Source organism: Streptomyces spectabilis (assembly GCF_008704795.1).
Lineage (GTDB): Bacteria > Actinomycetota > Actinomycetes > Streptomycetales > Streptomycetaceae > Streptomyces > Streptomyces spectabilis.
Window position 1 is genome coordinate 1,263,168 of sequence record NZ_CP023690.1, and the last position, 25,271, is coordinate 1,288,438.

The 25,271-nt window shown below is 74.7% G+C and carries 16 protein-coding genes; 12 read left to right on the forward strand and 4 right to left on the reverse strand.

Translation table 11 applies throughout. The features are described from left to right. The first annotated feature begins 5 nt into the window (after positions 1-5). From CP982_RS04845 to CP982_RS04870, 6 genes are read left to right on the forward strand one after another with little or no spacing between them, the layout of a single operon-like run. Positions 6-7,043, forward strand: a complete 7,038-nt coding sequence (locus CP982_RS04845; protein WP_150509336.1) for a non-ribosomal peptide synthetase — start codon at positions 6-8, stop codon at positions 7,041-7,043. Continuing rightward, positions 7,044-8,048, forward strand: a complete 1,005-nt coding sequence (locus tag CP982_RS04850; RefSeq protein ID WP_150509337.1) for a ketoacyl-ACP synthase III family protein — start codon at positions 7,044-7,046, stop codon at positions 8,046-8,048. Between the two features lie 15 nt (positions 8,049-8,063). Continuing rightward, the gene (locus tag CP982_RS04855; protein WP_150509338.1) at positions 8,064-8,348 is read left to right on the forward strand and encodes an acyl carrier protein; all 285 of its coding nucleotides are present in this window, start codon (positions 8,064-8,066) and stop codon (positions 8,346-8,348) included. Continuing rightward, positions 8,345-9,514 carry an acyl-CoA dehydrogenase family protein gene (locus tag CP982_RS04860; protein ID WP_150509339.1) on the forward strand — a complete coding sequence of 390 codons (1,170 nt, stop codon included), beginning with the start codon at positions 8,345-8,347 and terminating at the stop codon, positions 9,512-9,514. The genes CP982_RS04855 and CP982_RS04860 overlap by 4 nt, the downstream gene beginning before the upstream one ends. Next, positions 9,511-10,608 (forward strand): HAD-IIIC family phosphatase, encoded by a 1,098-nt coding sequence (locus CP982_RS04865; RefSeq protein ID WP_170316359.1) that lies wholly within the window; start codon positions 9,511-9,513, stop codon positions 10,606-10,608. Before CP982_RS04860 ends, CP982_RS04865 begins: the two co-directional genes overlap by 4 nt. Before the next feature lie 29 nt (positions 10,609-10,637). Further along, positions 10,638-11,522, forward strand: a complete 885-nt coding sequence (locus CP982_RS04870; RefSeq protein WP_150509340.1) for a 3-hydroxyacyl-CoA dehydrogenase family protein — start codon at positions 10,638-10,640, stop codon at positions 11,520-11,522. A gap of 36 nt (positions 11,523-11,558) precedes the next feature. Here CP982_RS04870 and CP982_RS04875 read toward each other — a convergent pair whose 3' ends face one another. Together CP982_RS04875 and CP982_RS04880 are read right to left on the reverse strand one after the other, a co-directional pair. Beyond that, positions 11,559-14,852 (reverse strand): S8 family peptidase, encoded by a 3,294-nt coding sequence (locus CP982_RS04875; RefSeq protein ID WP_150509341.1) that lies wholly within the window; start codon positions 14,850-14,852, stop codon positions 11,559-11,561. 180 nt (positions 14,853-15,032) lie between these two features. Beyond that, entirely contained in the window at positions 15,033-15,884 is an 852-nt protein-coding gene (locus CP982_RS04880) for a LysR family transcriptional regulator (RefSeq protein ID WP_150509342.1), read from the reverse strand. A gap of 80 nt (positions 15,885-15,964) precedes the next feature. On the opposite strand from CP982_RS04880, the gene CP982_RS04885 reads away from it, so the two are divergent. Beyond that, positions 15,965-16,480, forward strand: coding sequence for a cupin domain-containing protein (locus CP982_RS04885; protein ID WP_150509343.1), 516 nt, complete (start codon positions 15,965-15,967; stop codon positions 16,478-16,480). A 33-nt stretch (positions 16,481-16,513) separates the two neighbouring features. On the opposite strand, the gene CP982_RS04890 is transcribed toward CP982_RS04885, so the two are convergent. Continuing rightward, a complete protein-coding gene (locus CP982_RS04890) occupies positions 16,514-18,496 on the reverse strand; it encodes a helix-turn-helix domain-containing protein (RefSeq protein WP_150509344.1) in 1,983 nt (660 codons plus the stop codon). A 161-nt stretch (positions 18,497-18,657) separates the two neighbouring features. Between CP982_RS04890 and CP982_RS04895 the strand changes: the two genes are divergently transcribed. The 5 genes from CP982_RS04895 to CP982_RS04915 all read left to right on the forward strand — a co-directional run bounded on the left by CP982_RS04895 (position 18,658) and on the right by CP982_RS04915 (position 24,067). Further along, the gene (locus CP982_RS04895; protein WP_150509345.1) at positions 18,658-19,509 is read left to right on the forward strand and encodes a helix-turn-helix domain-containing protein; all 852 of its coding nucleotides are present in this window, start codon (positions 18,658-18,660) and stop codon (positions 19,507-19,509) included. After that, a complete protein-coding gene (locus CP982_RS04900; protein WP_150509346.1) occupies positions 19,506-20,312 on the forward strand; it encodes an SAM-dependent methyltransferase in 807 nt (268 codons plus the stop codon). Before CP982_RS04895 ends, CP982_RS04900 begins: the two co-directional genes overlap by 4 nt. Beyond that, positions 20,309-21,787, forward strand: a complete 1,479-nt coding sequence (locus tag CP982_RS04905; RefSeq protein WP_229878850.1) for a helix-turn-helix domain-containing protein — start codon at positions 20,309-20,311, stop codon at positions 21,785-21,787. Before CP982_RS04900 ends, CP982_RS04905 begins: the two co-directional genes overlap by 4 nt. 130 nt (positions 21,788-21,917) lie before the next feature. Then, positions 21,918-22,499 (forward strand): phosphoesterase, encoded by a 582-nt coding sequence (locus CP982_RS04910; protein WP_150509347.1) that lies wholly within the window; start codon positions 21,918-21,920, stop codon positions 22,497-22,499. Beyond that, complete coding sequence (locus tag CP982_RS04915; protein WP_150509348.1) at positions 22,499-24,067, forward strand: alkaline phosphatase D family protein; 1,569 nt, start codon at positions 22,499-22,501, stop codon at positions 24,065-24,067. The genes CP982_RS04910 and CP982_RS04915 overlap by 1 nt, the downstream gene beginning before the upstream one ends. A gap of 27 nt (positions 24,068-24,094) precedes the next feature. Here the strand turns inward: CP982_RS04915 and CP982_RS04920 are convergent, their stop codons facing one another. Beyond that, a complete protein-coding gene (locus CP982_RS04920) occupies positions 24,095-25,135 on the reverse strand; it encodes a WD40 repeat domain-containing protein (protein ID WP_150509349.1) in 1,041 nt (346 codons plus the stop codon). Positions 25,136-25,271 lie beyond the last annotated feature (136 nt).

A 25,271-nucleotide genomic window follows, 5' to 3' on the forward strand; every position in this document is an offset into this window, starting at 1 on the left:
GAGCCATGACGCACCCGAGCCCCTCCGGCCGGGAGGCCGTGGCGGTCATCGGGGTGGCCCTCGCCCTGCCCGACGCCGACGACCTGGACGCCCTCCACCGCAACCTGCTCGAAGGCCGGGTCAGCGTCCGCGCGCCGGGCCGCGACCGGGCCCACTACGCGGGGGCGCCCGCGGACGCCGGCTACCTCCCCCTGGCCTATCTGGACCGCATCGACCTCTTCGACCACCGGTTCTTCGACCTGTCGCGGCGCGAGGCCGAGTTGATGGACCCGCACCAGCGCATGACCGCCCAGCTCGCCCACCGGGCCATCGAGAACGCCTGCTACGCGCCCCGCGACCTGAAGGGCTCGCGGACCGCCGTCGTTCTCAGCGCGCCCGAGCCGCACTACGCGGGCCTGTACCCGGACGACGACCCGCAGCAGGTCCTCGGCTCGCACCCGTCGGCCACGGCCGCGCGGATCTCCTACCTCTTCGACTTCGCCGGGCCCGCCCTCGTCGTGGACACCGCGTGCAGCGGCAGCCTGACGGCGCTCGCCGTCGCCGTGGACCAGCTGCGCGACGGGCGGGCGGACCTGGCGGTCGCGGGCGGGCTCAGCCTGTATCCGGTGCTGATCCGCGAGCGCGACTACGTGCCCCTGCTCGGCATCGTGTCCGCCGACGGGGTGTGCCGCCCCTTCGACGCCGCCGCGGACGGCTCCACCGCCGGTGAGGGCGGCGGGCTCGTCGTGCTCAAGCGGCTCTCCGACGCGCTCGCCGACGGCGACCACGTCCACGCCGTGGTGCGCGGTGTCGCCGTCAACCAGAACGGCTTCCGCGCCACGAGCATGAGCGCGCCCAGCGCCCGGGCCCAGTCCGCCGCGATCGTCGAGGCCTGGCGGCAGGCGGGCGGGGCACCGCCCGCCTACGTGGAGTGCCACGGCTCGGGCACGCGGCTCGGCGACGTGATCGAGGCCGAGGGGCTGCGGCAGGCCTTCACCGAAGCCGGGGCCGGGCCCGGGCCCGGGCCCGGTGAACCGTGTGGAATCAGCAGCATCAAGGGCAACATCGGCCACATCAACCACGCCGCGGGGATCGCGGGACTCCTCAAGGTCCTCGCCGGGCTCCGGCACGGCACGCGCTACCCGAACCCGAACTTCAGCGCGCCCAACCCGCTGATCGACTTCAGCGGCCCGGTCCGCGTCGACGCGGCGGCGCGGGCCTGGGAGCCCGCCCCCGGCACGCCCCGCCGGGCGGGCGTCAGCTCCTTCGGCCTGACCGGGACCAACGTGCACGCCGTCGTCGAGGAGCCGCCCGCCGCGCCGCCCGCGCCCGCCGCGCCGGAGCCGGGGACCGAGCTCGTCACCCTCTCCGCGAAGTCCCCCCGGGCGCTCGCCGCCTACGCGGAGCGCGTCGCCGACTTCCTCGACTCCACCGGGCACCGGCTCTCCGACATCGCCCACGCCCTGAACCGGGGCCGCGACGACCACCCGTACCGCTGGGCGGGCACCGCACGCGACCGCCGCGAGCTGGCCGCCGCCCTGCGCGCGGCGCCCCACGCCGAGCGGGAACCGGCCGCGGCGGCCCCCCTCGTGCTGCTCTTCTCCGGCGACGCCGAACTCGGCGACGGGACCTGGGCGGCCCTGAGCGCGGCCTTCCCCGCACTCGCCGACGCCGACGGCGGCACGGACGACGGCCCGCCGGGCGCCCGTCTCTTCGACCGGCAGCTCGCGGGCCACCGCCTCGCGCGCGCCCTCGGCCTGTCCGCCGCACGCCTGGTCGGCTCCGGCGTCGGCAACCTCGCGGTGCGGTCCGCGCAGCGCCCGGCGACGGCGGACGAGGCCCGCCGCGCGGCCGCGGACACGCCGATCACGAGCCAGGTCGACGAGGCCGGGCTCCGGCGCGCGGCGCGCGGCCTCGTCGACGAGGGCGCCGTGGTGGTCGAGCTGGCCGCGGACGGCACCCTGGCACTGGAGATCTCCCGGGTGGCCCCCGAGCTGCCCGTCGTCCGCCTCTACGCCGACCCCACGCGGGACGGCGTGCTCTCCGCGCTCGCCGGGCTCTACGCGCTCGGCGCGGACATCGACTGGAACGCGTACTACGCCGGGACCGGGGCCCGCCGCATCGAGGTGCCGACCTACCCGTTCGACGCCGACGCGGTGTCCTGCTGGTGTCTGCCGCCGGGCGGGCCGCTGCCGACGCACGCACCGGAGCCCGCGCCCGCCCCGTCGCCCGTACCGGCGCGGCAGGCCGAACCGGGCGCCACCGAGGCCGAGTTGGCCGCGCTGTGGAAGCACGTCCTCAAGGCCGACGAGGTCGGCCCCGGCTCGAACTACTTCGAGCTGGGCGGCACGTCCATCGCGGGCATCACCGTGCTGCGCGCGGCCGAGGAGCGCTTCGGCGCCCGTCTGACCTTCGCCGACCTGCACCGGAACCCCACCCTGCGCGCCCTCGCCGCGCGCATCGACGCCGTGCGCGCGACGAGCCCCGGACGGGACGACTGGACGATCACCCCGCTGCCGCGCCCCGGCCGTCTGCCGCTCTCCTTCAACCAGGAGCAGCTGTGGTACCTGGACCGGCTGAACCCGGGCAGCCCGCTGTACAACATCCCCGCCAACACCCGCTACGTCGGCGACTTCGACTTCGGCGCGTTCCGCGGCGCCCTGGGCGACGTGGTGGACCGGCACGAGGTGCTGCGCACCCGCATCCTGGACGAGGACGGCCGTCCGTACGCCGTGGCCGACACGGCCGCGCCACAGGTGGAGTTCGTCGACCTCGGCGCGCTGCCCGAGGAGCGGCGCACCGAGGAGCTGTCCCGCACGATCACGGCGGAGGCGACGGCGCCCTTCGACCTCGGGCGGGGCCCGCTCCTGCGCACGGTGGTGGTCAGGGTCGCCGAGCGGGACCACGTCGTCCTGCACACCGTGCACCACATCGCCTTCGACGGCTGGGCCCCCGCCGTGTTCTTCCGCGAGCTGTCCGCCTGCTACGGCGCCCGGATCGCCGGGCGCCGGGCCGAGCTGCCCGAACTGCCCGTCCAGTACGCGGACTTCGCGGCCTGGCAGCGGCGGTGGCTGGACGCGGAGCGCATGGAGCGCGGGCTCGCGTACTGGCGTCGGCAGTTGCGCGACCTGGACGTTCCCGAGCTGCCGCTCGACCGGCCGCGCCCGGCCGCGCAGTCGTACCGCGGCGGCTATGTGAAGTTCGCGCTCGACGAGGAACTCGCCCGGCGCCTGCGCGCGTTCAGCGTCGGCGAGAGCACCACGAGCTTCGTCACCATGCTCGCCGTGGTCGACGCCCTGCTGCACCTGTGGGCGGGCCGGCGTGACGTGGTGGTGGGCGCGGCGACGACGGGCCGGTTCAACCCCGCGACGCACGACCTGATCGGCTACTTCAACAACCTGCTGCCGTTCCGCACGAAGGTCGATCCGGGGATCGGCTTCCGCGAGCTGGTCGCGCGGTGCGCGGCCACCGCCACCGGGGTCCTGGACCACGAGGAGATCCCGTTCGCGAGGATCGTCGCCGACGCCGGCCACCGCGACCCGTCACGGCATCCGGTGTTCACCGTCTGCTACACGCACCAGAACACCGTCGCCGCGTCCCTGGACCTGGAGGGGCTGCGCCCCGTGGCCCTGCGGGGCGACCTCGCCGGGGTCTCCGGAGTCGCCCCGGGCACCGCCAAGTTCGACCTCACCTTCGGCCTGTACGACCAGGACGACAGCCCCATGGACGCGTACCTGGAGTACGCGGTCGACCTGTTCGACGCCGCGACCGCGCACCGCCTGGTCGGCCTCTTCCAGGGCATCGCCGAGGCCGTGATGAGCGACCCGGACCGGCCGCTCGCGGACCTCGCGCCGCTCCTCGGCGGGACCGGCGGCGTCGAGTCCTCCCTGCTCGTCGGGGAGCGCCGCGCGCTCCCGGACACGCGCCTGGTCTGTGAGGTCTTCCAGGAGCACGCCGCGCGGCGCCCGGACGAGGTCGCGGTGATCGACGCTGCCGGGGAGCACACCTTCCAGGAGGTCGACCGGCGCGCGAACCGCCTCGCCCGGCGGCTCGTCGCGCACGGCGTCGGCCCGGACGGCGTCGTCCCGGTGCTCGCCGCGCGCGGGGCCGACCTGGTGGTCGGCTGGCTCGGCGTCCACAAGGCGGGGGCGGCCGTCGCCTCGCTCGACCCGGCCGTCCCCGAGCGCCGGGTGCGGTCCGTGCTCGCCGGGGTCGGCGCCGCCGCCGTGGTCCTGGGCGAGGGCATGACCATCACGGTCCCCGAGGGCGTCCCGGTCCTGCGCATCGCCGACGCCGTGGCGCAGCCGGGCCCGGACACGGACGCGGGCCCGGACGGGGACGGCGCGCCACCACTGCGGGCGGGCCCGCGCAATCTGGCGTACGTGGTCCACACCTCGGGCTCCACCGGGCGCCCGCAGGGCTGCGAGGTCGAGCACGGCGGGCTGCTCAACGTCCTGACGTGGTACGGCGACACGTTCGGGATCGGGCCCGGGGACCGCGTCGCGCAACTGGCCGCCGCGGGCTTCGACATGGCCATGTTCGAGGTCATGGCGGCCCTGTACCACGGCACCGCGCTGTACTTCGTCGCGGACCCGCTGCAGACCCCGGACAAGCTCCTCGGCGACCTGGCCGAGCACCGCGTCACCGTGGCCTGCATGCCGACGCCGCTGGCCGAGACGGTCCTCGCGGAGCTGCCCGACGAGCCCGCTCCCGGCCTGCGCCTGGTGCTCACGGGCGGCGACCGGCTGCGGGTGCGTCCGCCGCGCCGGACGCCCTTCGCGGTGCACAACATCTACGGGCCGACCGAGTGCGCCTTCTGCGTGACCGGGGGCCCGGTCGCCGACGCCGGGGCGGCCCCCGACGTCGTCCCGGACATCGGCAGGCCGCTGCCCAACGTCCGTGTCCACGTCCTTGACTCCCGCCTGCGCCCCGTGGCGCGGGGCGAGCGCGGCGAGGTCTACGCCGGGGGCGCCCACGTCGGCCGCGGCTACCACGGCAGGCCGGGCCCGACCGCGGCCCGGTTCGTCGCCGACCCCTTCGCGGACGAGCCGGGGGCGCGGATGTACCGCACCGGTGACCTGGCCCTGGTCCGCGCCGACGGCACCCTGGAGTTCCACGGCCGCGCCGACGACCAGCTCGAACTGCGCGGCCACCGCGTGGAACCGGCCGAGGTCGAGCGCACGCTGCTCGCGCACCCGCGCGTACGCGAAGCGCTCGTCCACGCCGCGCACCGGCCCTCCGGCGCCCCGCTCCTGGTGGCGCACGTCGCGGGCGACGACGTGCCGGGCGAGGCCGAGCTGACCCGGTGGGCGGCCGGGGCGCTGCCGGAGTACATGGTGCCCGGCCGGGTCCTGCGCCATGCCGCACTGCCCCGCACGAGCAACGGAAAGCTCGACCGCCGGACGATGAGGAAGAGGGACATGGCCGACCGCGACACGACGAACGAACTGACGGCGGTGGTCACGGCGGTGACCCCGGGGGCGGTCCTCGACGACGCCGGGCGGGAGGCCGAGCGGGTCCTCGCCGGGATCTGGACCGACCTGCTCGGCGTCGCGCGGGTGGCGCCGGACGACAACTTCTTCCGCATCGGCGGTGACTCGCTGCTGAGCGTGGGCATCGCATCGCGGGCCACCCGGGCCGGTCTGCCGCTGACCCCGCACGACGTGCTGAGCCATCCGACCCTGCGCGACCTCGCCGCGGTCGCGGCGAAGGGCACCGTCCCCGACGCCGCGCCCCGGCCCGTCGCCGCCGCGTCCGCGTCCGCGCCGCGCGAGCCGGTGCCGCCCGCGCCCCTGGTGCAGGCCCTGCTCGCCACGGCGCGCGACGGGGCTCGGGACTTCGTCACGCCCCTGCTCCTGGAGACGGCCCCGGGCATCGGCGCGGACGCGGTGCGCGCGGCCTTCGACCGCCTCGTCGAGGTCCAGGAGCCGCTGCGCTACCGGTTCCGGCACAACAGCCTGGGCTGGCGCATCGAGTGCGCCGAGCGGGAGGGCGCCCGCGTCGTCGACCACCGGGTGCTGCCGCCGCTGGAGGAGGAGCAGCTCCAGGCGTATCTGGAGGCCGACCTGGACGAACTGCTCGCGGACGTCGACCCGGGGCGCGGCCCGGTCCTTCGGGCCAGGTTCTACGACCGGGGTGCCGACCGGCCCGGTGTGATCGTCCTCGCGGTCCACCACTTCGTCTTCGACTCCACGTCGTTCGTACCGCTCGTCGAGGACCTCAACGCGGCCTTCGCGGGCGACGCCCCGGCGGCGCCGCGCCGGGCCGCCTGGCGCGCGTGGACGCACCTGCTGCGCGCGATGGCCGCGTCCGACGAGCTGGCCGGTGAACTGCCGTACTGGAAGGGCGTCCTGAGCGCGGGCGCCGGAGCGCGGCCCGTGCCCGAGAACGGCCCCCAGGACGCGCCCGCGGGCCTCGTGCGCCGCCGGGTCGCCGCCGACCGGGTCGCGGCGCGGCTCACCGAGTCCGGTCCCACCGGCCAGAGCGCGGCGCTCGCCGCGGTCGCCGTGGCCTGGTCCCGGTGGCGCGGCGAGCCCGACGCGTTCCTGAGCACCGTCGGCATGGGCAGCTCCCCGAACGCGCTGTGGAGCGGGGACCGGAGCGACGCGGTCGGCTGGTTCACGCATCTCTTCCCGGCCCATCTGCGCGTCCCGTCCGGCGCCGGGGTCGCCGACGCCCTGCCGGGCGTGGACACCGCCCTGCGCTCCGTGCCGAACGACGGCATCGGCTACGGCGTCCTGCGCCACCTCAGCCCCGCGACCCCGGCGGTGGCGGGGGTGCGCGCGCTGTCCGAGCCGCCGGTCCTGGTCGAGCACGTGGCCAGCGGCAACGACGGCCTGACGAAGCTGGGCGGCCCGTACGTGCGGCCCCGGCCGATGACCCTGGTCGCCGTGCCCCACTCGCTGCTCACCCAGGTGCCGATCGTCGTGGAGACGCACATCCTGGGCGGGGCGCTCGAACTCGGCGTGATCCACCGCGGTTCGGTCGCCGCCGCCGACATGGAGGCCTTCGCCGACCACCTGGTCGAGGCGCTCGCCGAACTCGCCGCCGACGAGGGCCGCTGAGTGCCCCCGGCGACGGCCATCAGGGCGGCCGCCTGCTACCAGCCGGACCGGGTCCTCGCGGTCGCGGACCTGCCGGGGCTCGCGGAACTCGGCGACGGCGAGCGGGAGACCTGTGCGCGCCTCGGCATCGACGAGGTCCGCGCGGACGAGTCGCTGACCGCGTTCGACCTGGCGGTGCGCGCGGCCCGGCAGGCCCTGTCGGACGCGGACCTCACCGCGGCCGAACTCGGCGCGCTCGTCCTCATCGACGCGCGCGTCCCGGACACCCTGATGAGTTCGGCGGCCACCCGGCTCCAGGCGCTCCTCGGGGCGGAGCGCGCGCTGACCTTCTCGGTGGGCGGCCTCGGCTGTGTGTCGCTCACCCCGGCGCTGCTCACGGCCCGGGGCCTGCTGGCCGCCGACGGGGACCTGGACCACGTCCTGGTCGTGCACGGCAGCAAGCCGCCCACGCCCCTGCGCTACCGCCATCCGGTGACGGTCAGCGGCGACGGCGGCGCCGCCGCGGTGATCTCGCGCCGCGGCCCGGTCCGCGTGCTCGACATCGTGCAGGAGACCAACGGCGACCACTGGGACCTGTTCCGCGTGGACTACCGGGACCGGCCGAGCGCGCGCTGGCGCGAGGAGTGCCGCGACATCCCGCAGTACTCCTTCCGGCTCGCCGTGGAGTCCCGCATCCGCCTGCGCGAGCTGCACCGGCGCCTCCTGGACCGCAACGGCCTGGCGCCCGGGGACATCTCCCGCCACCTCAGCCACAACCTCTCCGAAGGCACCTTCCGGTTCACCGAGGAGGCCCTCGGCATCGAGATCAGCACGACCTGCTTCGACAACCTCCGCCGGTACGGGCACCTCGGCCCGAACGACGTCCTGCTGAACCTCCGCACGGAGCTCGACCGCGGCGGCCTGGCCGAGGGGCAGCGCGCGGTGCTGCTCAGCGCGAGCCCGGTCGCCGCCTGGAGCCTGCTGCTGGTGGAGATCGGCGACGGCGCCACGACCCACTACCTGTGAGAAAGAGGGGCCCGCATGGACACATCGAACGCAACGGAGGCCGTCGACGCGACGGCCGTGACCGAGGGGCTGCGCACGTATCTGACCGGCGCCCTGGGCCGGGAGCCGGGCCCGGACGAGGACTACTTCGCCCTCGGCCTCGTGACCTCCCTGTTCGCGATCGAGCTGGTGAACTTCGTGGAGCAGCGCTACGGCATCGAGGTCACCGTCGACGATCTCGACCTGGACCACTTCCGCACCCTCGGCAGGCTGCGCGACTTCGTCCTGGCGAAGGCCGCGAGCCGGGGCGCGGCGGCGTGACCAGCACGACCGCGGCCGACCCCGCGGACCTGGCGGCGCGGTTCGCCGACGCGGTCCGCGGGGACGCCGCCGCCTGGGACGCGCGCGGCGAACTGCCCGCCGACGTACGCCGCGCGCTCGCGCGGGACGGGCTGCTCGGCGCCGATCTGCCGCCCTGCCACGGCGGACTGGGCGCCGCGCCCGAGCAGCTCGGCGAGGTGTGTGCCCGGCTCGGCGGCGTGTGCGGCTCGCTGCGCGCCCTGGTCACCGTGCAGGGCATGGTGGGTGCCGCGCTGCTGCGCTGGGGCACCGCCGGGCAGCGCGAGCGGTGGCTGCCCGCGCTCGCCCGGGGCGAGCTGACCGCCGCCTTCGCCGCGACGGAGGCGGCGGCGGGCAGCGACCTCGGAGCCGTGACCACCGCGGTCGAGCGGGACGGCGACACGTACACGGTGTCCGGCGAGAAGCGCTGGATCACCTTCGGCGAGGTCGCGGACGTGTTCCTGGTCCTGGGCCGCACGGACGGCCGCACCGCCGCGGTGCTCGTCGAGGCGGACCGGCCCGGCGTGCGGCGGGAGCCGGTGCGCGGCCAGCTCGGCCTGCGCGCCGCCCAGTTGGCGCACGTACGGTTCGACGCCGTGCGCGTACCGTCCGAGAACGCGGTCGCGCCGCCCGGGTTCGGCCTGTCGCACGTGGCGGGCACCGCGCTCGACCACGGGCGGTTCACGGTGGCCTGGGGCTGCGTCGGGATGGCCGAGGCGTGTCTGCGGGCGGCCGCCGAGCACGCCGTGCGGCGCGCGCAGGGCGGGGTGGTCCTGGCCGAGCACCAGCAGGTGCGCTCGCTCCTGGGGCGCGCGGTGGTGGACGGCCGCGCCGCCCGGGAGCTGTGCCTGCGGGCCGCCCGCCTGCGCGCGGCCGGTGACCCGGACGCCGTCGCGGAGACCGTCGCCGCCAAGTACGCCGCGGCGCGCGCCGCCACCTCGGTGGCCGGGAGCGCGGTGCAGGTCCTGGGCGCGGCCGGCTGCGCCCCCGACAGCCTGGTGGGCCGCTGCTACCGGGACGCCAAGGTCATGGAGATCATCGAAGGCTCGGCCCAGGTGTCCGAGCTGCACATCGCCGACCACCTGCTGCGGGCCCACGGACACCGGGCGGCCCCGCGGCGGCCGGAGCGAGAGGGGGACCACCGGTGAGCGCGGGGACCGGCGGAGCGCGGGACGGAACGGCTGCCGAGCCCGGCGCGGGCCGCGCGCGGGCCGCGGAGCCGACGGTGAAGTGCCTGGTCTGGGACCTCGACGACACGCTGTGGGACGGGGTCGCCCTCGAAGGCGACGCGCCCGAGCCGTTCCCGGCCGCCGTGCGGGCCGTGCGCGCCCTGGACCGGCGGGGGGTCCTGCACGCGGTGGCCAGCCGCGGCGAGCACGCCGTCGCCGCCGCCCATCTGGCCGCGCACGGGCTCGACACCCTCTTCACCGTCCTGGAGGTGGGCTGGGGCGCCAAGTCCGGGGCCGTCGAGCGGATCGCCGCCGAGCTGGACATCGGGCTCGACACGGTCGCGTTCATCGACAACGACGCGGTGGAGCGGGCCGAGGTGGCCGCCGCGCTGCCGGACGTGCGCTGCTATCGGGCGCACGAGGCCGAACTCCTCACCTCGTACGCGGAGTTCACGCCCCGGTTCGTGACGCAGGAGTCGGCGCGGCGGCGCGACCTGTACCGCACCGAGCGGCGGCGCAAGGCCGCGGAGGCCGAGCACACCGGAGTGCCCGCGGCGTTCCTGGCCTCACTCGACCTGGTCCTCACGGTCCGGCGGGCCACAGGAGCCGACCTGGCCCGGGCGCACGAACTGACCGTGCGCACGCACCAGCTCAACACCACCGGCCGCACCTTCGGCCCGGACGAGCTGCGCCGTCTGTGCGAGGACCCCGGGCACGAGGTGCTCGTCGCCGGTCTCACGGACCGCTTCGGCTCCTACGGCACCATCGGGCTCGCAGTCACCTCGCTCCGGGACGACGCGACCGTGCTCGAACTGCTCCTGATGTCCTGCCGGGTGATGTCGCGCGGCGTCGGCGCGGTCCTCATCGACCACATCGTCGCGCGGTCCCTTGCGGCGGGCCGCCGCCCGGTCGCGGAGTTCGTCCCCACCGGCGTCAACCGGCAGATGCTGGTCACGCTCCGTTTCGCCGGCTTCGAGGTGGTGGAGGACGCCGGTGACCGCATCACCCTGGCCGTCGACCCGGACGCCCCGCCGCCCGCCCGCAAGCACCCGGTACGGGTGGTCACCCCATGAACGACGTCGACCGGAAGACGGAGACTCCCATGCCTCAGGACAGTGCCGGAAGCGGTGTCATCGGCGTGGTCGGCGCCGGGACGATGGGGGTGGGCATCGCCCAGTGCCTCGTCGAGGCCGGACACCGCGTGGTGACCGTCGACCCCGAGGACGCCGCCCGCGCCACCGCTCCGGGGCGGCTCCGCGACGGCATCAGGCTGGCCAGGATGGTCCGCGAGGCGCCCGCTGCCGTCCCGATGGACCGGGCGCTCGCGGCGGTCACCTGGACCGCGCGCCTGGCGGACCTGGCCGAGGCGCGGTTCGTGCTCGACTGCGCGCCGGAGCGCATCCCGCTGAAGGAGAGGCTGTTCCGCGAACTGGACGAGGTGTGCCCGTCCGGCGCGGTGCTCGCGACGGGGACCTCGGCCATCCCGGTCGAGCGGCTCGCCGCGCGCACGGCGCGGCCGGAGCGGGTGCTCGGTCTGCACTTCATGAACCCGGCGCCGATGAAGGAGGCCGTGGAGGTCGTCCGCGGCCCGCGCACCTCCGACGAGACCCTGGACACCGCCCTCGCCCTGCTCGCGGGGATCGGCAAGAAGGGCATCGTCGTCCACGACGGCCCCGGCTTCGTCTCCAACCGGGTCCTCATGCTCACGGTCAACGAGGCCGCGACGGTGGTGCAGCAGGGCACCGCGGACCCGGCCACCGTCGACCGGATCTTCCAGGAGTGCTTCGGGCACACCATGGGCCCGCTGGCCACGGGTGACCTGATCGGCCTTGACACCATCGTGGACACGCTGTACGTCCTGCTCGAATGCACCGGCGACCAGCGCTTCCAGCCCTGCGAGGGGCTGCGTGCACTGGTCGCCGACGGTCATCTGGGCCGCAAGAGCGGCCGGGGCTTCCACCGCTATCCGGCCCGCGCGCCGAGGTGACCCGGCGCGCGGTGCCTTTACGGATGGGGGCGGCGCCTACCGGACGAGGTGGTAGGCGTTGGAGATCGTCTCGGTCATGGTGTTGCCCGCGGTGTCCTTCAGATACACCCGGTACGACACGGACTTGGCCGCCGCCGGGTGGCGCACGCTCGCCGAGTGCGCGCCCTTGGCGTCGGTCGTGACGGGGGCCGACTTCCAGGTGCTTCCGCCGTCGTAGGAGACCTTGACGGTCAGCTTGGCGATCTTGTCCTTGGCCGCGGCCGCCCCGGCCACCTTCAGCGGCACGGTCAGGGTGCCGCCCGCCGGGGCCGTGCCGTTCAGGGCCAGCTTCGGCGCGAGGCGCACGGTCGAGAGCGGCAGGTCGGTGGGCGGCTCGTCCGGCGTCCTGGCCGAGGTGAAGGTCCAGGCGACGGCCACCTTCGTGCTCGTCGTGGTCTCCTTGACCGGACGGCTCGCCTCCATGGTCAGACGGTACGGGGCGGAGGCGGCGGGGAGTTCGGCGTTCACCGCGCCCGGTTCGCCCTTCGCGATGAGGCGGCCGCCCGACTCCAGACGGGTGGAGCCCTTGGTCACGGGGGACTGGCCCGAGTGGCCCGCGCCGTCGCTGAACAGCTGGACGTAGGCGTTCATGGAGTTGCCCGCCCGGAGCGCGCCCTGCCTTTCGTCGGCGTTCAGGTCGGGGCCGACCACGCCGGTGTTGAAGTTCAGCGTGTAGCGCTTGCCCGCCTTGTACGTGACCACGTCCGCGCCGTAGCCGATGCTCAGGCCGCCCGCGTCGTCGAGCTGCCCCATGGCCCAGCTCCAGCGCACGTCCTTGGTGGTGACGTAGCTCGTGCCGGAGGACGGGAGGCTCAGCGTGGCCTGCGACGGCACGGTGGGGCTGTAGCCGTCCGCGCCGATCGGCGTGGCGGTGAGGGTGCCCTTGCGCCGGGCGGCGGAGGCTCCGAGGCCGACCTTCACCTCGGCCAGCTCGGCCTTGGTGGCGGCGTGCTTCAGGCCGGTGAACCAGGTGCCGGTGCGGTTGAAGGCGAGACGGTAGTCGACCTTCTTCGTGCCCGGGACCTTCCAGACGCCGCTGTACTGGGCGTTGAAGGTGGGCGAGCCCCCGCCGAGCCCGGCGGTGCGGATGGCGGTGCGGCCCGTGAGGTTCCAGGTTCCGGCGATCGCGCCGGCCTGGTCCTCGTAGCTGACGCTCGCCTCCGTGCGGCGCGCGGTCCTGTCCGGGGTGGTGACGGCGAACGGCTTGGCCTTGCGCGAGTCCAGCGTGATCGCCTTGTCCGCGCCCACCGTCAGCTTCGGCTGGACGAAGACCGAGAGGCTGTCGCCCGGGCCGTAGACGGAACTCTCCAGCGCGTAGGTGCCCTTGGGCACCCGCAGCGTGGCCTTGCCCTGGCTGTAGGGGACCTGGAACTTCTTCTGCGTGGCGGGGTCGGTGAGCGTGGTGACGTACGTGGACGCGCCCGCGCCGCTGGTGTCGAGGTGCCGGAAGGTGAGGTCGTACGACTCGACCTCCCGCTCCACGATCAGGCCCGTGCGCACGGACTGGCCGTCCCCGGCGGCCAGCAGGCTGCCGCCGTAGGCGCCGTCGGCGGTGCCGAGCTTCGTGTCGACGGTGACGGTGGTCTTAGCGCTGCCGCCCGCCGGGACGGTCACCTTGGCGTCCTTGACGGTGAACATGGCGGCGGGGCCGGGGCGGCCCGCCGGGTCCACGGTGGTGGTGGACAGCGCGAGGGTGACCGGCTTGGTGCCGTAGTTGCGGTAGGTGACGGTCTTGGTGACCGGCTTGTCGTCGCTGTGCGGCCACGCCTGCGTGCCGAAGGCGACCGTGCCGGGCGAGCTCACGACGGAGGCGGTGACGGCGCGCGTCAGATCCACGCGGCCCGCGCCCTGCTGGTGCGGGTTGAGCTTGGCGTTGGGCTTGGCGGAGCCGGTGAGCGCGGCCTTGAGCTGCGTGCCCGTCCAGGCAGGGTGCTGCTGGAGGAGCAGCGCGGCCGAACCGGCCACATGCGGGGCCGCCATCGAGGTGCCGGACATGGCGACGTAACCGTCGGCCGCGGCGGGGCCGTCGGTGGAGGCCGCGGCGGTGATGTTCTCGCCGGGGGCGGTGAGGTCGGGCTTGGCGACGCCGTCGGCGTTGGGGCCGCGGCTGGAGGTTTCCGCGATCCGGTCCCGCTTGTCCACCGAACCGACCGTGAGGGCCTCGGGGGCGCTGCCGGGCGTGGTCAGCGTGCCCGCCTCGGGCCCCTCGTTGCCCGCTGACGCGACGAACAGGGCCTTGCCGGAGAGCCGGGCGACGGCCTCCTCCATCGGGTCGGTGCCCGGTGTGTCCAGGCTGCCGAGGCTCATGTTGACGATCTTGGCGCCGCTGTCGACGGCCCACTGCATGCCCGCGATGATGTCGGAGTCGTAGCCCGCGCCCACCTCCTCGGAGATGACCTTGCCGTCGAGGATCCGGGCGCCGGGTGCCACGCCCTTGCGCTTGCCGCCCGACTTGGCGCCGGAGCCCGCGAGGGTCGAGGCGACGTGGGTGCCGTGGCCCATGCGGTCCTTGGCGTCGGGGGCCCCGGTGAAGTTCTTCTCCAGGACCTCGACGCCCTTGAGGTCCGGGTGCGTCTGGTCGACCCCGGTGTCCAGGACGGCGACCTTGATGCCCTTGCCGGTGTATCCGGCCTGCCACATGGTGGGGGCGCCGATCTGCGGCACGCTCTTGTCGAGCGTGGGGCGGGCCTTGGCGTCCAGCCAGATGCGCCCGACGGCCGGGGCGGCGGTGGCGTGGACGTTCGCACGGCCGCCCGTGCCGCGGGTGAGCGCCGACCACAGGTCCGTGGCGTCGGACTTGGGCGTGCTGAACGCCTCGCCGCCGACGGCGGGCAGGTCACGGCGGTCGCGGGCGTGGCCCTTGAACGTGTCGGCCGCCCGGAAGCTGTTGGCCCTGCCCGGCCGGTACCCGACGATCAGCGGCAGCGAGGTGCGGTGCGCGTCGTCGTACTTGTCCTCGACGAGCTGCGTGACGTCGAAGAGCCGCCGGTCGAGCCTGCCCGCGGTGAGCAGGGCCTGGGCGTCCTGCGGCACGACGAACACGTGCCCGGCCTCGCGCCGCACCGCGATCGTGACCTCTTCGCGGCCCTTGCCGCGGATGAGCCGGACGACCTCACCGCCGTCCGCAGCGACGACCACCCGGTCGCCGGTGATCAGCGTGACCGTCGTCGTCTTCCCCGTCCGGTCCCCCCGACCGGTCTTGGCGCCCGCCGTCGCGGTGCCGTCCGGCCGCGCCCCCGTGTCGGCTGCCGCCGCGCCCGTGAGCAGCGCGCCGGACAGCACGGCGGCCATCGCCGCCGCCCCCACCCTCGATATGCCTGTCACTCGATGTGCCTGTCCCTTGAACGTACCGATGCGTGCTCCCGTGAGACGTGATCCTGACACGGGTGGTTCTCAAGAAACGGAAGGAATGTCGGAGAACATCGGAACGCGGGGCGCGACAGGCGAACCGCGAGCGAACTACGAGCGAACTCAGCGGCGGTACGCGTCCGTGGCGATCCGGACGAACGAACGGATCAGCGGGTTCGCGTCGCCCGCGCGCCAGGCCACCAGAACGCGGCTGGGCTCCATGTCGACCAGCGGCACCACGGTGAGGCCCCGGCCCGGCTCGTGGCCCAGGGGCGTCATGCCGACCGTGCCGTTCCAGAGAACGGCCTGCCGGCACTCCTGGACGGCGCGCACGACCGGGCCCTCGCGCGGTGCGCCGCCGTTCCAGTACGTCTGCCAGACGCCGTCGGTGCCCTGCGGGAAGAGGAACCAGCGGCGGTCGGCCAGGTCGGCCAGGTTCAGGCGGTCGCCGCGGGCCAGCGGGTCGTCGGCGCGCAGCAGCGCGCCCACCGGGTCGGCCCGCAGCTCCCGGGCGGCGAGACCCGTCTCGTCGAACGGCCCGCGGGTCAGGGCGACATCGACGAGCCCGGCGTGCAGCCCGCACGTGGGATCGGTCAGGCCGGTCTCGCGGACGCGGACCTCCACGCGCGGGTGCCGTCCCCGGAAGGCCCCGGCCAGACGGGCCGCCGCCGGGTCGGCGCCGCCTCCCAGGATGCCGACGGTGAGGGTCGCCGTACCGGCCGCCGCGGCCACCCGGGCGTGCACCCGGTCGGCCCGCTCCAGCAGGGCGCGCGCCTCGTCGAGGAGCACCGATCCCGCGCCGGTGAGCCCGACACCGGCGGACGACCGGTCGAAGAGGGCGGCGCCGAACTCGGTCTCCAGCTGCTTGATCGCCCGGCTCAGGGGCGGCTGGCTCATGTGCAGCCGGGCGGCGGCCCGGCCGAAGTGCAACTCCTCGGCGACCGCCACGAAATAGCGCAGCGTGCGCAGCTCCATGGCGTCACGATACCCAGGGGGTATCGAGGAGACGGAAGGGGTCTTGGACACCCCGGACGCCCCGGCGGTGGAATCGACGCATGACAGACACACCGAAGACCGCGGGCGCACCGAACACCGGCGAGCCCGACGCCGGCCCCGCCGTGACCGTCGTCGGTCCGGGCGAGGGCGAGACCATCGTCCTGGGCACCACGCGCATGCGCGTCCTGGAGGACGGCACCGGGACCGGGCACCGCCTCGGGTGCACCGAGTCCGTCCTCGCACCGCACACGCCCGGACCTCCGCAGCACCGCCACACCCTGCACGACGAGGGCTTCTACGTCGTCTCCGGCACGGTGCGCTTCACGGTCGGCAGGCAGGACCACGACGTGCCCGCGGGCGCGTTCGTGACGGTCCCGCCCGGAGCCCCGCACACCTTCGCCAACGTGACCGACGAACCGGCCGTCATGCTCAGCACGTTCACACCGTCCCTGTACGTGCAGTACTTCCGGGACCTCCAGGACGCGGCAGCCGACGGCCGGGGCCTGACGGAGGAGGAGCACCTGCGGACGATGAGCCGCTACGCCACCGAACCGGCCACGGAATTCGCCTCGTGAACCACACCGATGCTCCGGGGCGCTGCCCGTGGGTCACGGCGTCGTGCACAAGTCGCCCCGCGCGTCCGTGACGCCGACCTCCCCGGCCAGGATGTGCAGGGAGAACTGGAGGTCGCGGAGGCCACCGAGGGAGCCGAGGTCCCGGGCCATGTGACTCTCCAGGGCGCGCAGGTGGGAGCGGACGGTGAACTCGGAGAACCCGAGGGCCCGTGCGGTGGGCTCGACGTGCGCGTCGTGCGCCAGCCAGACGGCGGCGGTGGTGAGCAGGTTCCGGCGGTCGCCGCGCGCTCCGCACAGCAGGTGGTCCGCCCAGGCCCTGGCCTCGGGCGAGGCCAGGAGCGCCTCCAGGGTGGGCGTCGCGCCGCCGACCAGGGTGAGGGACCGCTCGGGCCGCTGCCGCTCGGCGAGCAGGTCGAGCGCGAGCCCGGCCGTGGCCCGGTCCCTGACGGTCGTGAAGTCCATGTCGAGCAGCTCCGCCGCCTTGGCGACACGGCGCCTGACGGTGTTGCGGTGCACGTGAAGCCGACGGGCGGCGACGGTGTAGGGGTAGGCGAGGGCGGTGGGCAGGGTGTCGCGCATCTGCTCCCACTGCGCGTCCGGCCGGAGCAGCGGTTCGAGGAGCCCCCGGGCCCAGCGCCGCGCCGCGTCCCTCGGGAGCACGCTGACCAGGTCGGTGCTCTGCGCGGACAGCGCCACCGCGTCGGGGCGGCGCAGGGCGAACCGCTGCGCGGTGATGGCCTCCTGGAGGGCGTCGGCGACCATCACCATCGGGTGCGTGCCGCTGCCGCCCAGCGAGGCGTCGGCGCCGAGCTCTGCGACCAGGCGGGTCAGCTCGGTGGCCACCGCGTCGCCGGTGCGGCGCGGCCGGATCGGCTCGACGACCAGGATCCGGCGGTCCTCGCGCGGATCGGCGACGACCAGGGCGCGGCCCGCCGTACCGGCGACGCACCGGCGCAGCACGGCGTCGCGCTCGTCCTGCGGGGTGTCGACGACGAAGACGCGGACGGCGTCCGGCGTGAGCAGGCCCGGCGCCTGGGTCGCCATGACCCTGCGCGCCTTGTCGACCTCGGCGTCCAGGAGCAGCTCCACGGCCGCCGTACGGGCCGCGTGCGCGGCGTCGGCGGCGGCGCGGTGCTCGCGCCGCGCCTGGTCGAGCAGGCCGAGGAGGCGCGCGGCGTGCCGCATGAGCCGCAGGTCGGCCTCGTCGAAGGAGGGCGAGCGGCGGGCGACGGCCAGTACGGTGCTCCCGTCGTCCGCCGCGGCCGCGGCACCGGCCGCGGGGAGGCCGCCGACCGCGGCGGCGAGGGGCCGGGCCTCGCCCGCCGACGAGGACGCGAGGGGGAAGAGCCGCGTGTGCGGGCCCTGTGACCGGTCGCGTGCGAGGCCCTCGCGGTGGCCGCGCAGGAACGCCTCGGCCAGGGCCTCGGCGGCGGTCTCGGGCGAGGCCGCGAGGACGCCGCCCGGGTCGCTGACGAGGACCTCTGCCTTGAGGGCGCAAGCCAGCCAGTCCGCGATGCGCTGCATGGCCTCTGGGTCACCGGCCCGGGTGGGCAACTGCTGGACGAGAGTGGTGAGTTGACCCGCGTGGGACTCCACGTCCGCGAGGCGGCGGGCGGTGAGGTCGCGGCCCGCTTCGGCCCATGTGCGCGGGGGCGCGGTGGTGATGAGCAGCGGGATGCCGAGAGCGGCGGACGCCTCCCGGACCGTCAGGGAGAACGGCTGGTGGGCACCGGACAGGACGCTCACCACGAGGCCCGCGCACCGGTCGAGGGCCAGCTGCTCCAGGAGCGTCTCCAGGGCGACCTCCGCGCGGCCCCGCAGCCGGAACGGCACTTCGGTGAGCAGGACGAGGGAGCCGGGCTCCAGACGCCGCTGCGGCTCGCCCTCCAGGAGCTGAGGCAGGGTCAGGGTCGCAAGGCCCGCGACCCTGACCGCCTCGTGCGGTGCGGCGGCGACGCCTCCGGCGAAGGCAAGTTCGAGTTCGATCCTGCCGACCAGCGCGCCCAGCGTCAGCACGTCATCTCCCCCGTAACTCCCCCGTGCGCACGACGTGTTGTCCGCCCCGGTTGTCCCGGCCGCTTCACCACAGCACCTACTCAACGGGTTGCGTCCGGGGATTGCAAGCGACAAGGTGTGCACTATCCACAAGTTACGGAGACTGTCGGAAGGAGGGGCGCGTGGCTCGCGAACGATCCGGTCGGACCGTCGCGCACCTCGTGCTCGCCACCCGGCTCAAGGTCCTCCGCGAGGCCGCGGGGCTTTCGCTGAAGCAAGCCGCGGCGGCGCTCGGCGCGCACCCCGCCACCGTGCGCCGGATCGAGCAGGCCCAGACGTCCCTCGACGTGGGCCAGGTCTCCGCGCTCCTCGCGGCGTACGGGGCGGCGCGGGCGGAGACCGACGACTTCCTGGGCAAGTTGGCGAGTGCCAACGCCCCGGGGTGGTGGCACCCCTGGCGCGCCGTCATGGACCCGTGGCAGCTCGACCTGATGAGCGTGGAGTCCGCGGCCGGAATCGTGCGCACGTGGGAGCCCGCGCTCGTTCCCGCTCTGCTGCGCACGCCGTCCTACGCCCGTGCCGTCGACGACGTGCTGCGCCCGGACCTGTCCCCCGCGGCCAAGGACCGCAGGACCGATCTGCTGATCCAGCGCCAGGAGCGGCTCCGCACCCAGCAGACGCGCATCTGGGCCGTGATGTCGGCCGCCGCCCTGTACACCCGGGTGGGGGCGCCGGGCATCATGGCCGAGCAGCTCCAGGTGTTGCGGGCCGTGGCCGAGCGGCCCGACGTCACGTTGCAGATCCACCCGCTGGACGGACCCCCGCACGCCCTGACCGGCAAACCGCCGCTCACCCTGTTCCGCGTCGAGGTGCCGGAGATCTCCGACCACGTGGTCAGGGAGGGCGGCCTGGCCGGTACGGCCGACGTCTGGGACGCGCCCGACACGGTGACCGCCTACCGTCTGCTCCTCGACTACTCCTGCGCCACCGCGCTCCACCCCGACAAGTCGAAAGAGGTACTGGACCTGTCATGACCGAACCGATGAGGCTCCCGCCGCGGTGGGACGAGATCGACAAGTCCGTCGCCCACAGCGCGCGCGTGTGGAACTACTGGCTGGGCGGCAAGGACTGGTACGAGGCCGACAAGTCCGCCGGTGACGCCTACCGCGACAAGTACCCCCTGATCGAGCCGTTCGCCCAGGAGTCGCGGGGCTTCCTGGTGCGCACCGTCACCTGGCTGGCCAAGGAGGCCGGGATTCGGCAGTTCCTGGACGTGGGCGCCGGGCTGCCCACGGCCAACAACACCCACGAGGTGGCCCAGCGCGTCGCGCCGGAGTGCCGCGTGGTGTACGTGGACCACGACCCGCTCGTGCTCCTGCACGTCCAGGCGATGGGCAGGAGCACCCCCGAGGGGGCGATGGACTACGTCCTCGCGGACATGCGCGACACGGACGCGATCATGGCGGGCGCGGCCAAGACGCTGGACATGTCCCGGCCCGTCGCCCTGGTGATCAACGACGTGCTCGGTCACATCGTGGAGTGGGAGGAGGCGCTCGGCCTGGTGCGGCGCCTGGTGGCCCGGCTCCCCTCGGGGAGCTATGTGTCCCTGAGCCACTCCACCGCGTCGGACGACAAGCACCGCGAGGTGCAGGAGGAGTACAACAGCTCGGGCGCGATTCCGTACATCTTCCGTGAGCCGGAGGTGACCGTCGCGTTCTTCGAGGGCCTGGAGCTGGTCGAGCCCGGCTATGTGTCCTGGCCGCACTGGCGGCCCGAGGCGACCACCGGCACCCTCACCGCGCGCGCGGGGTGGGGTGGCGTCGCGCGGATACCGTGACGGCGCACGGCGGGGGCCGCGAGCCGCACCCCGAGCGGCCTCCGGCCCCGTCCGCCGTGGAGCACGCGCAGGTGGTGCGGCGGCTCACGCGTGCGGCGGCCCGCTCCGGCGCGACGCTGGTCGCCGAGGTCGCCGCCCTGGCCGACGGCTGGGCGGCGCTCGTGGACCCGGGGGTCGGGATCGTGCACGCCACCCCGGACTCGGCGGGGCCCGCCGCGCTTCGGGCCGCCGGGCACCCCCAGGCGTATCCGCACGTGACCGTCCATCAGGTGCCGGGGGCGCAGGGCACCGTCCTCGTCGTCTGCCCCGGCGTGGCAGCGGCCCCGCCCCTGACCGCGCTCGTCACGCAGTGCTCCCTGGACCTGCTGCGGCTGCGGGCCCGGCACGCTGAGGAGACGCGCGGCGCCGAACAGCGCGTGCACACCGCCGTGCTGCGCCTGCTGCTGCGCGGCCAGCACCGCCTGGCCGCCGAGGTGCTCGGCGGCGAGACCGCCACGCACGCCACCGTGTACCGCCTCAACGGGCGCGCCCTGCACAGCGCCCACCAGGCGCTGTGGCGGGCGACGCAGCCCGACCCGGCGAACGGCACCCGCACGCTGGTGAGTCTGGACGGGGCGGAGCTGACCGTCGTCGCGCTGCACGGCGCCCGCGACCTGCCCCGTGCCGACGCCGGCCATCCGACGCTCGCGCTCGTCGCGCGCATCGCCGACCGGCACCAGCTGACCGGGGGCGCGGCGGCCCCCGCGCCCCTGGACATGTTCGTCACCGCCTGGACCGAGGCGGGCGGCACGCGCAACGGCACGTCCGTCGGCCGCCTCACCTCGGTGACGGGCCTGGGGACGCACGGGCTGCTGCGCGTGATACCGACGGACCGCCTCGTCACCTGGTCCGCGGCCGTGCTCCAGCCGCTGGACAGCAGGGAGCGGCGGACCCTGGAGGCCTGGCTGCGCTCGGGCTCCGCGCAGGCCGCCGCCCCGGCCCTCGACGTGTCCGAGGGCACCGTCCGCTCCCGTCTGCGCGGCATCGGCCTGCTGCTCGCGGCCGACCTCGACCACCCCACCGTGCAGGCGCAGTCGCTCCTGGCGCTGCGCGCCCCCGCGTCCCCCGTGCCGGCCGCGGCGGCGGAACCCCTGCTGCCGTCCCCGCCGTTGCCCGCCGCCCTGCTCAGCGCCGAGCACGCGGGGCGCTGGGCGTCCGGCCTGCTCCGACCCCTCGACCCCCGGCTCCGCATCGCGCTGCGCTGCTGGCTCGCGCACCGGGGCCGCACCGCGCCCGCCGCCACCGAGCTGACCCTGCACCGGACCACCCTCACCACCTGGCTGGGCGAGTGCGGCCGCCTCCTGGATCTGGACCTGTCGTCCGCGACCGTCCGGGCGGAGCTGCGCCTCGCCGTGGAGACGGTCGCGACCGCCGACGACGTACCGGCGGCGCTGCCGCGCCGGGGCGGTCGGACGTACCGCGAGCCGGGGCAGTAGCCGGCGGGGTTCCGGACGTCCCGCTTCCGCGGCCCCGCGGTGGTAACAGAATTCGCCATGACGCTTCTCCTGGTTCACACGGGACTGGTGGGCTGACCGCGCCCACATCACCCAAGAACAGGAGGCGCGAGTGAATCTCGTCGTCAACGGCGACGCGGAGAGCGGGGCGGGCGGCAGCGCGGAGCCCGTCCCGACCGTGCGTGGCTGGAAGGTCGTCCAAGGAGCCCCGGCGCTCGTCCCGTACAGCCTGGGCGGCGGCTATCCGACCGCCTCCGACCCCGGACCCGCGCGGCGCGGCAGCCGCTTCTTCTCGGGCGGCAACAGCCCGCGCACCGCCCTGGTGCAGGACATCGCCCTGCCCCGGAGCGGCTCGACCGGGCGCCGTGCCGTCGACGCCGGGAAGGTGCGCTACGCCGTGACCGCCTGGCTCGGCGGCTACGCCGGGCAGGAGGACGGCGCCCGCCTCTCCGTGGAGTTCCGCGACGCCAAGGGCACTCCGGTCGCCCTCAGCGTGCTCGGACCCGTGAGCGCGGCCGAGCGCGGCAGCCGTACGGCGCTGCTCGAACGCACGGCGGCGGCCCAGGTGCCGCCCGGCGCGCGCTCGGCGCGGGTCCTCCTGGTGTTCACGCGCAGCGGCGGCGGCACCTCCAACGACGGCTACGCCGACGCCGTCTCCCTCACTCTCGAACCCAAGCCCGCCGGAGGCCGCTGATGACCGTGAACCGCCGTGACCTGTTGAAGGCCGCAGCGGCCGCGGGCGCGCTGAACGTCGCCTGGCCGCTCGCCGCGGGCCTCACGCCCGCGCAGGCCCGCGAGGCCGCCGAGCGGCTCGGCGCGGAGTACGACCCCGCGCCGTTCACCCTCGGCGTGGCCTCCGGTGATCCGCAGCCGCACTCGGTGCTCCTGTGGACCAGACTCGCGCCCGAGCCGCTGGCCGCCGAGCAGCGGCTCCCCGAGGTCGTCGAGGTCGAGTGGGTCGTCGCCAAGGACGCCCGCCTTCGGCACGTCGTCGCGCGGGGGACGGCTCCGGCGTCGGCGACGCTCGGGCACAGCGTGCACGTGCCGGTGGGCGGGCTCGCCCCGGGCCGCCACTACTGGTACGCGTTCAAGGCGCTCGGCAGGACCAGCCGGGTCGGCCGGACGCGGACCGCGCCGCGCGGCCGGGTCAAGAAGGTGACCTTCGCCGCCGCCAACTGCCAGGCGTTCCACGACGGCTTCTACGCCGCCCACCGCGGCATCGCCCGGGAGAACGTCGACTTCGTGGTCCACCTCGGCGACTACATCTACGAGCACGGGCAGGTCGGCGGCGTGCCGGAGAAGCACGTGCGCGACCACGACGGGCCGGAGATCCTCACGCTCGGCGACTACCGCAAGCGGCACGCCCTCTACAAGGGCGACAAGTCGCTGCGCGAGGCGCACGCCGCGCACCCGTGGTTCCTGACGTGGGACGACCACGAGGTCGTCAACGACTACAGCGGCACCGGCGGCGGCGCGCCGTTCATGCGCCGCCGCGCGGCCGCCTACCAGGCGTGGTTCGAGCACATGCCGCACCGCGACTCGTTCGGCGGGTCCGCCCTGCCGGACCCGGAGATCCACCGCGTGCGCCGCTGGGGCGACCTGCTCGAACTCACCGTCCTCGACCTGCGGTCGTACCGCTCGGCGCAGAACCTGCCGGACGGCACGATCCTCGGCGCCGAGCAGAAGGCGTGGCTGAAGAAGACCGTCGACAGGGCTCCGGACTCCTGGCACGTGTGGGCCAACTCGATCATGCTGAGCCAGCTGCGCGGCAGGCCCGGCGGCTCGTACATGTTCACCGACCAGTGGGACGGCTTCCTCGCCGAGCGCAAGGAGGTCCTCCAGCACGTGCACGGCAGCGGCCTGGAGGACCTGGTGGTCATCACCGGCGACTGGCACTCGGCGTTCGTCGACGACGTCCGTACCGACTTCGACGTGCCCGATTCGCCGCTGGTGGGCACGGAGTTCACCGCGCACTCGGTGACGTCGGGCGCGTACTCCGCGGAGTGGAACGCCACCAACGGGCCCGTGATGGGCAAGGCCAACCCGCACCTGAAGTACTTCGAGGGCAACCGGTACGGCTACGACGTGTACGAGGTGACTCCGGAGCGCTTCAGCGCGCACATGCGGGTGGTCGGCGACCGCCGTGACCCGCGCTCCCCCGTCACCACGCTGACCACCTTCCACGTGGACCGGGGCACAGCGGGGTCGTACGAGGACGACGCCACGAAGGCGTCGCCCGCGCAGTACCGCAGGGACGCCTGAAGCACCCCTCCCCCGCCGGAGAAGTGATCAGGAGAGGCGACGGACGAACACGTCGGACTTGCCGTTGGTGTCACCGGGCACGATGTCGTCGGCCGTGGACTGGAAGACCACGTCGTGCCCGTCGGCGCTGACCGCGTCGACCCCGGCCGAGGCGGGCTGGTCCGAGACGACCTGGTCGGTGCCCGTCCGCAGGTCGCGCAGCATGAGCGACGGTCCGGCCGGGTCGTTCGGTGCGTACAGCAGATGGCTGCCGGTGGGGTCGATGGCCAGGCCCTTGACGTCCGGCACTCGCCGGGCGGTGCCCGCGCTCACGTCGTGGACGTAGGTGTCGGACCCCGCGAGGTAGACGACCTTGCTGCCGTCCTCGCTGATCTGGACGATGGTCGCTTCCTTCGACGGGCCCTCGATCGGGTCGGAGGTGGAGCCGTGGTCCCGGTCCCACAGGAAGACGTCCTTGGCCTTGCCGTCCTGGTAGGCGACGAAGCGGCCGTCACCGCTGATGGACGGCCGGGACGGCGCGGTGTGGCCGAACCAGGCGAGTTCCTGCTTGGTGTTGGCCTGCCAGTCCCATACGTCGATGCGCTGGGTGGAGGACGGTCGGCCGATGGTGGCGACATTGGCGACGTAGCGGCCGTCCCCGCTCAGCGACGGCTGACTGCAGTTGAGGGCATCGCAGTTCAGGCCGATCGAACTGCCCGCGGTCCACTGAGCGAGCTTGACCTTGGTGTCCCTGAACAACAGCACCCAGTAAGCGGCGTACTCCCCGTCACCGCTGATCACGGGAGAGGCGATCGGGTGGCTGCCCACGTTCTTGAGCTGCCCCGACGGCTCGTCGCGCAGGTACACCCTTTCGCCTCCCGCCGAGAAGACGATGCGGCGCCCGTCGGTCGTGATCGCGCCACCGGTGGAATCGCCGTCGAACTGACTGCCGTCGGCCGCGACACTGATCCTCTCGACACCGGCCCCGCGGTCCCGCGCGACGCCCGCGGGCTCGGCCGAGGCGGCTCCTGGCAGCGCCGTGGTGACCGCGCACGCCACCACCGCCGCCGCGCCTAACGCACACCGCACGCGTCTGGTGGTGCTCCGGTCTGTGTTTCTCTTCATTTTCCCCCCAGTCAGAAAGAGGTGTCGCCCCCGGCTGCCCACCGGAGGGCCCCAGCATGCAACCGCGACGGAGCTGAGGGGTCAATGCGTCACACTGGTC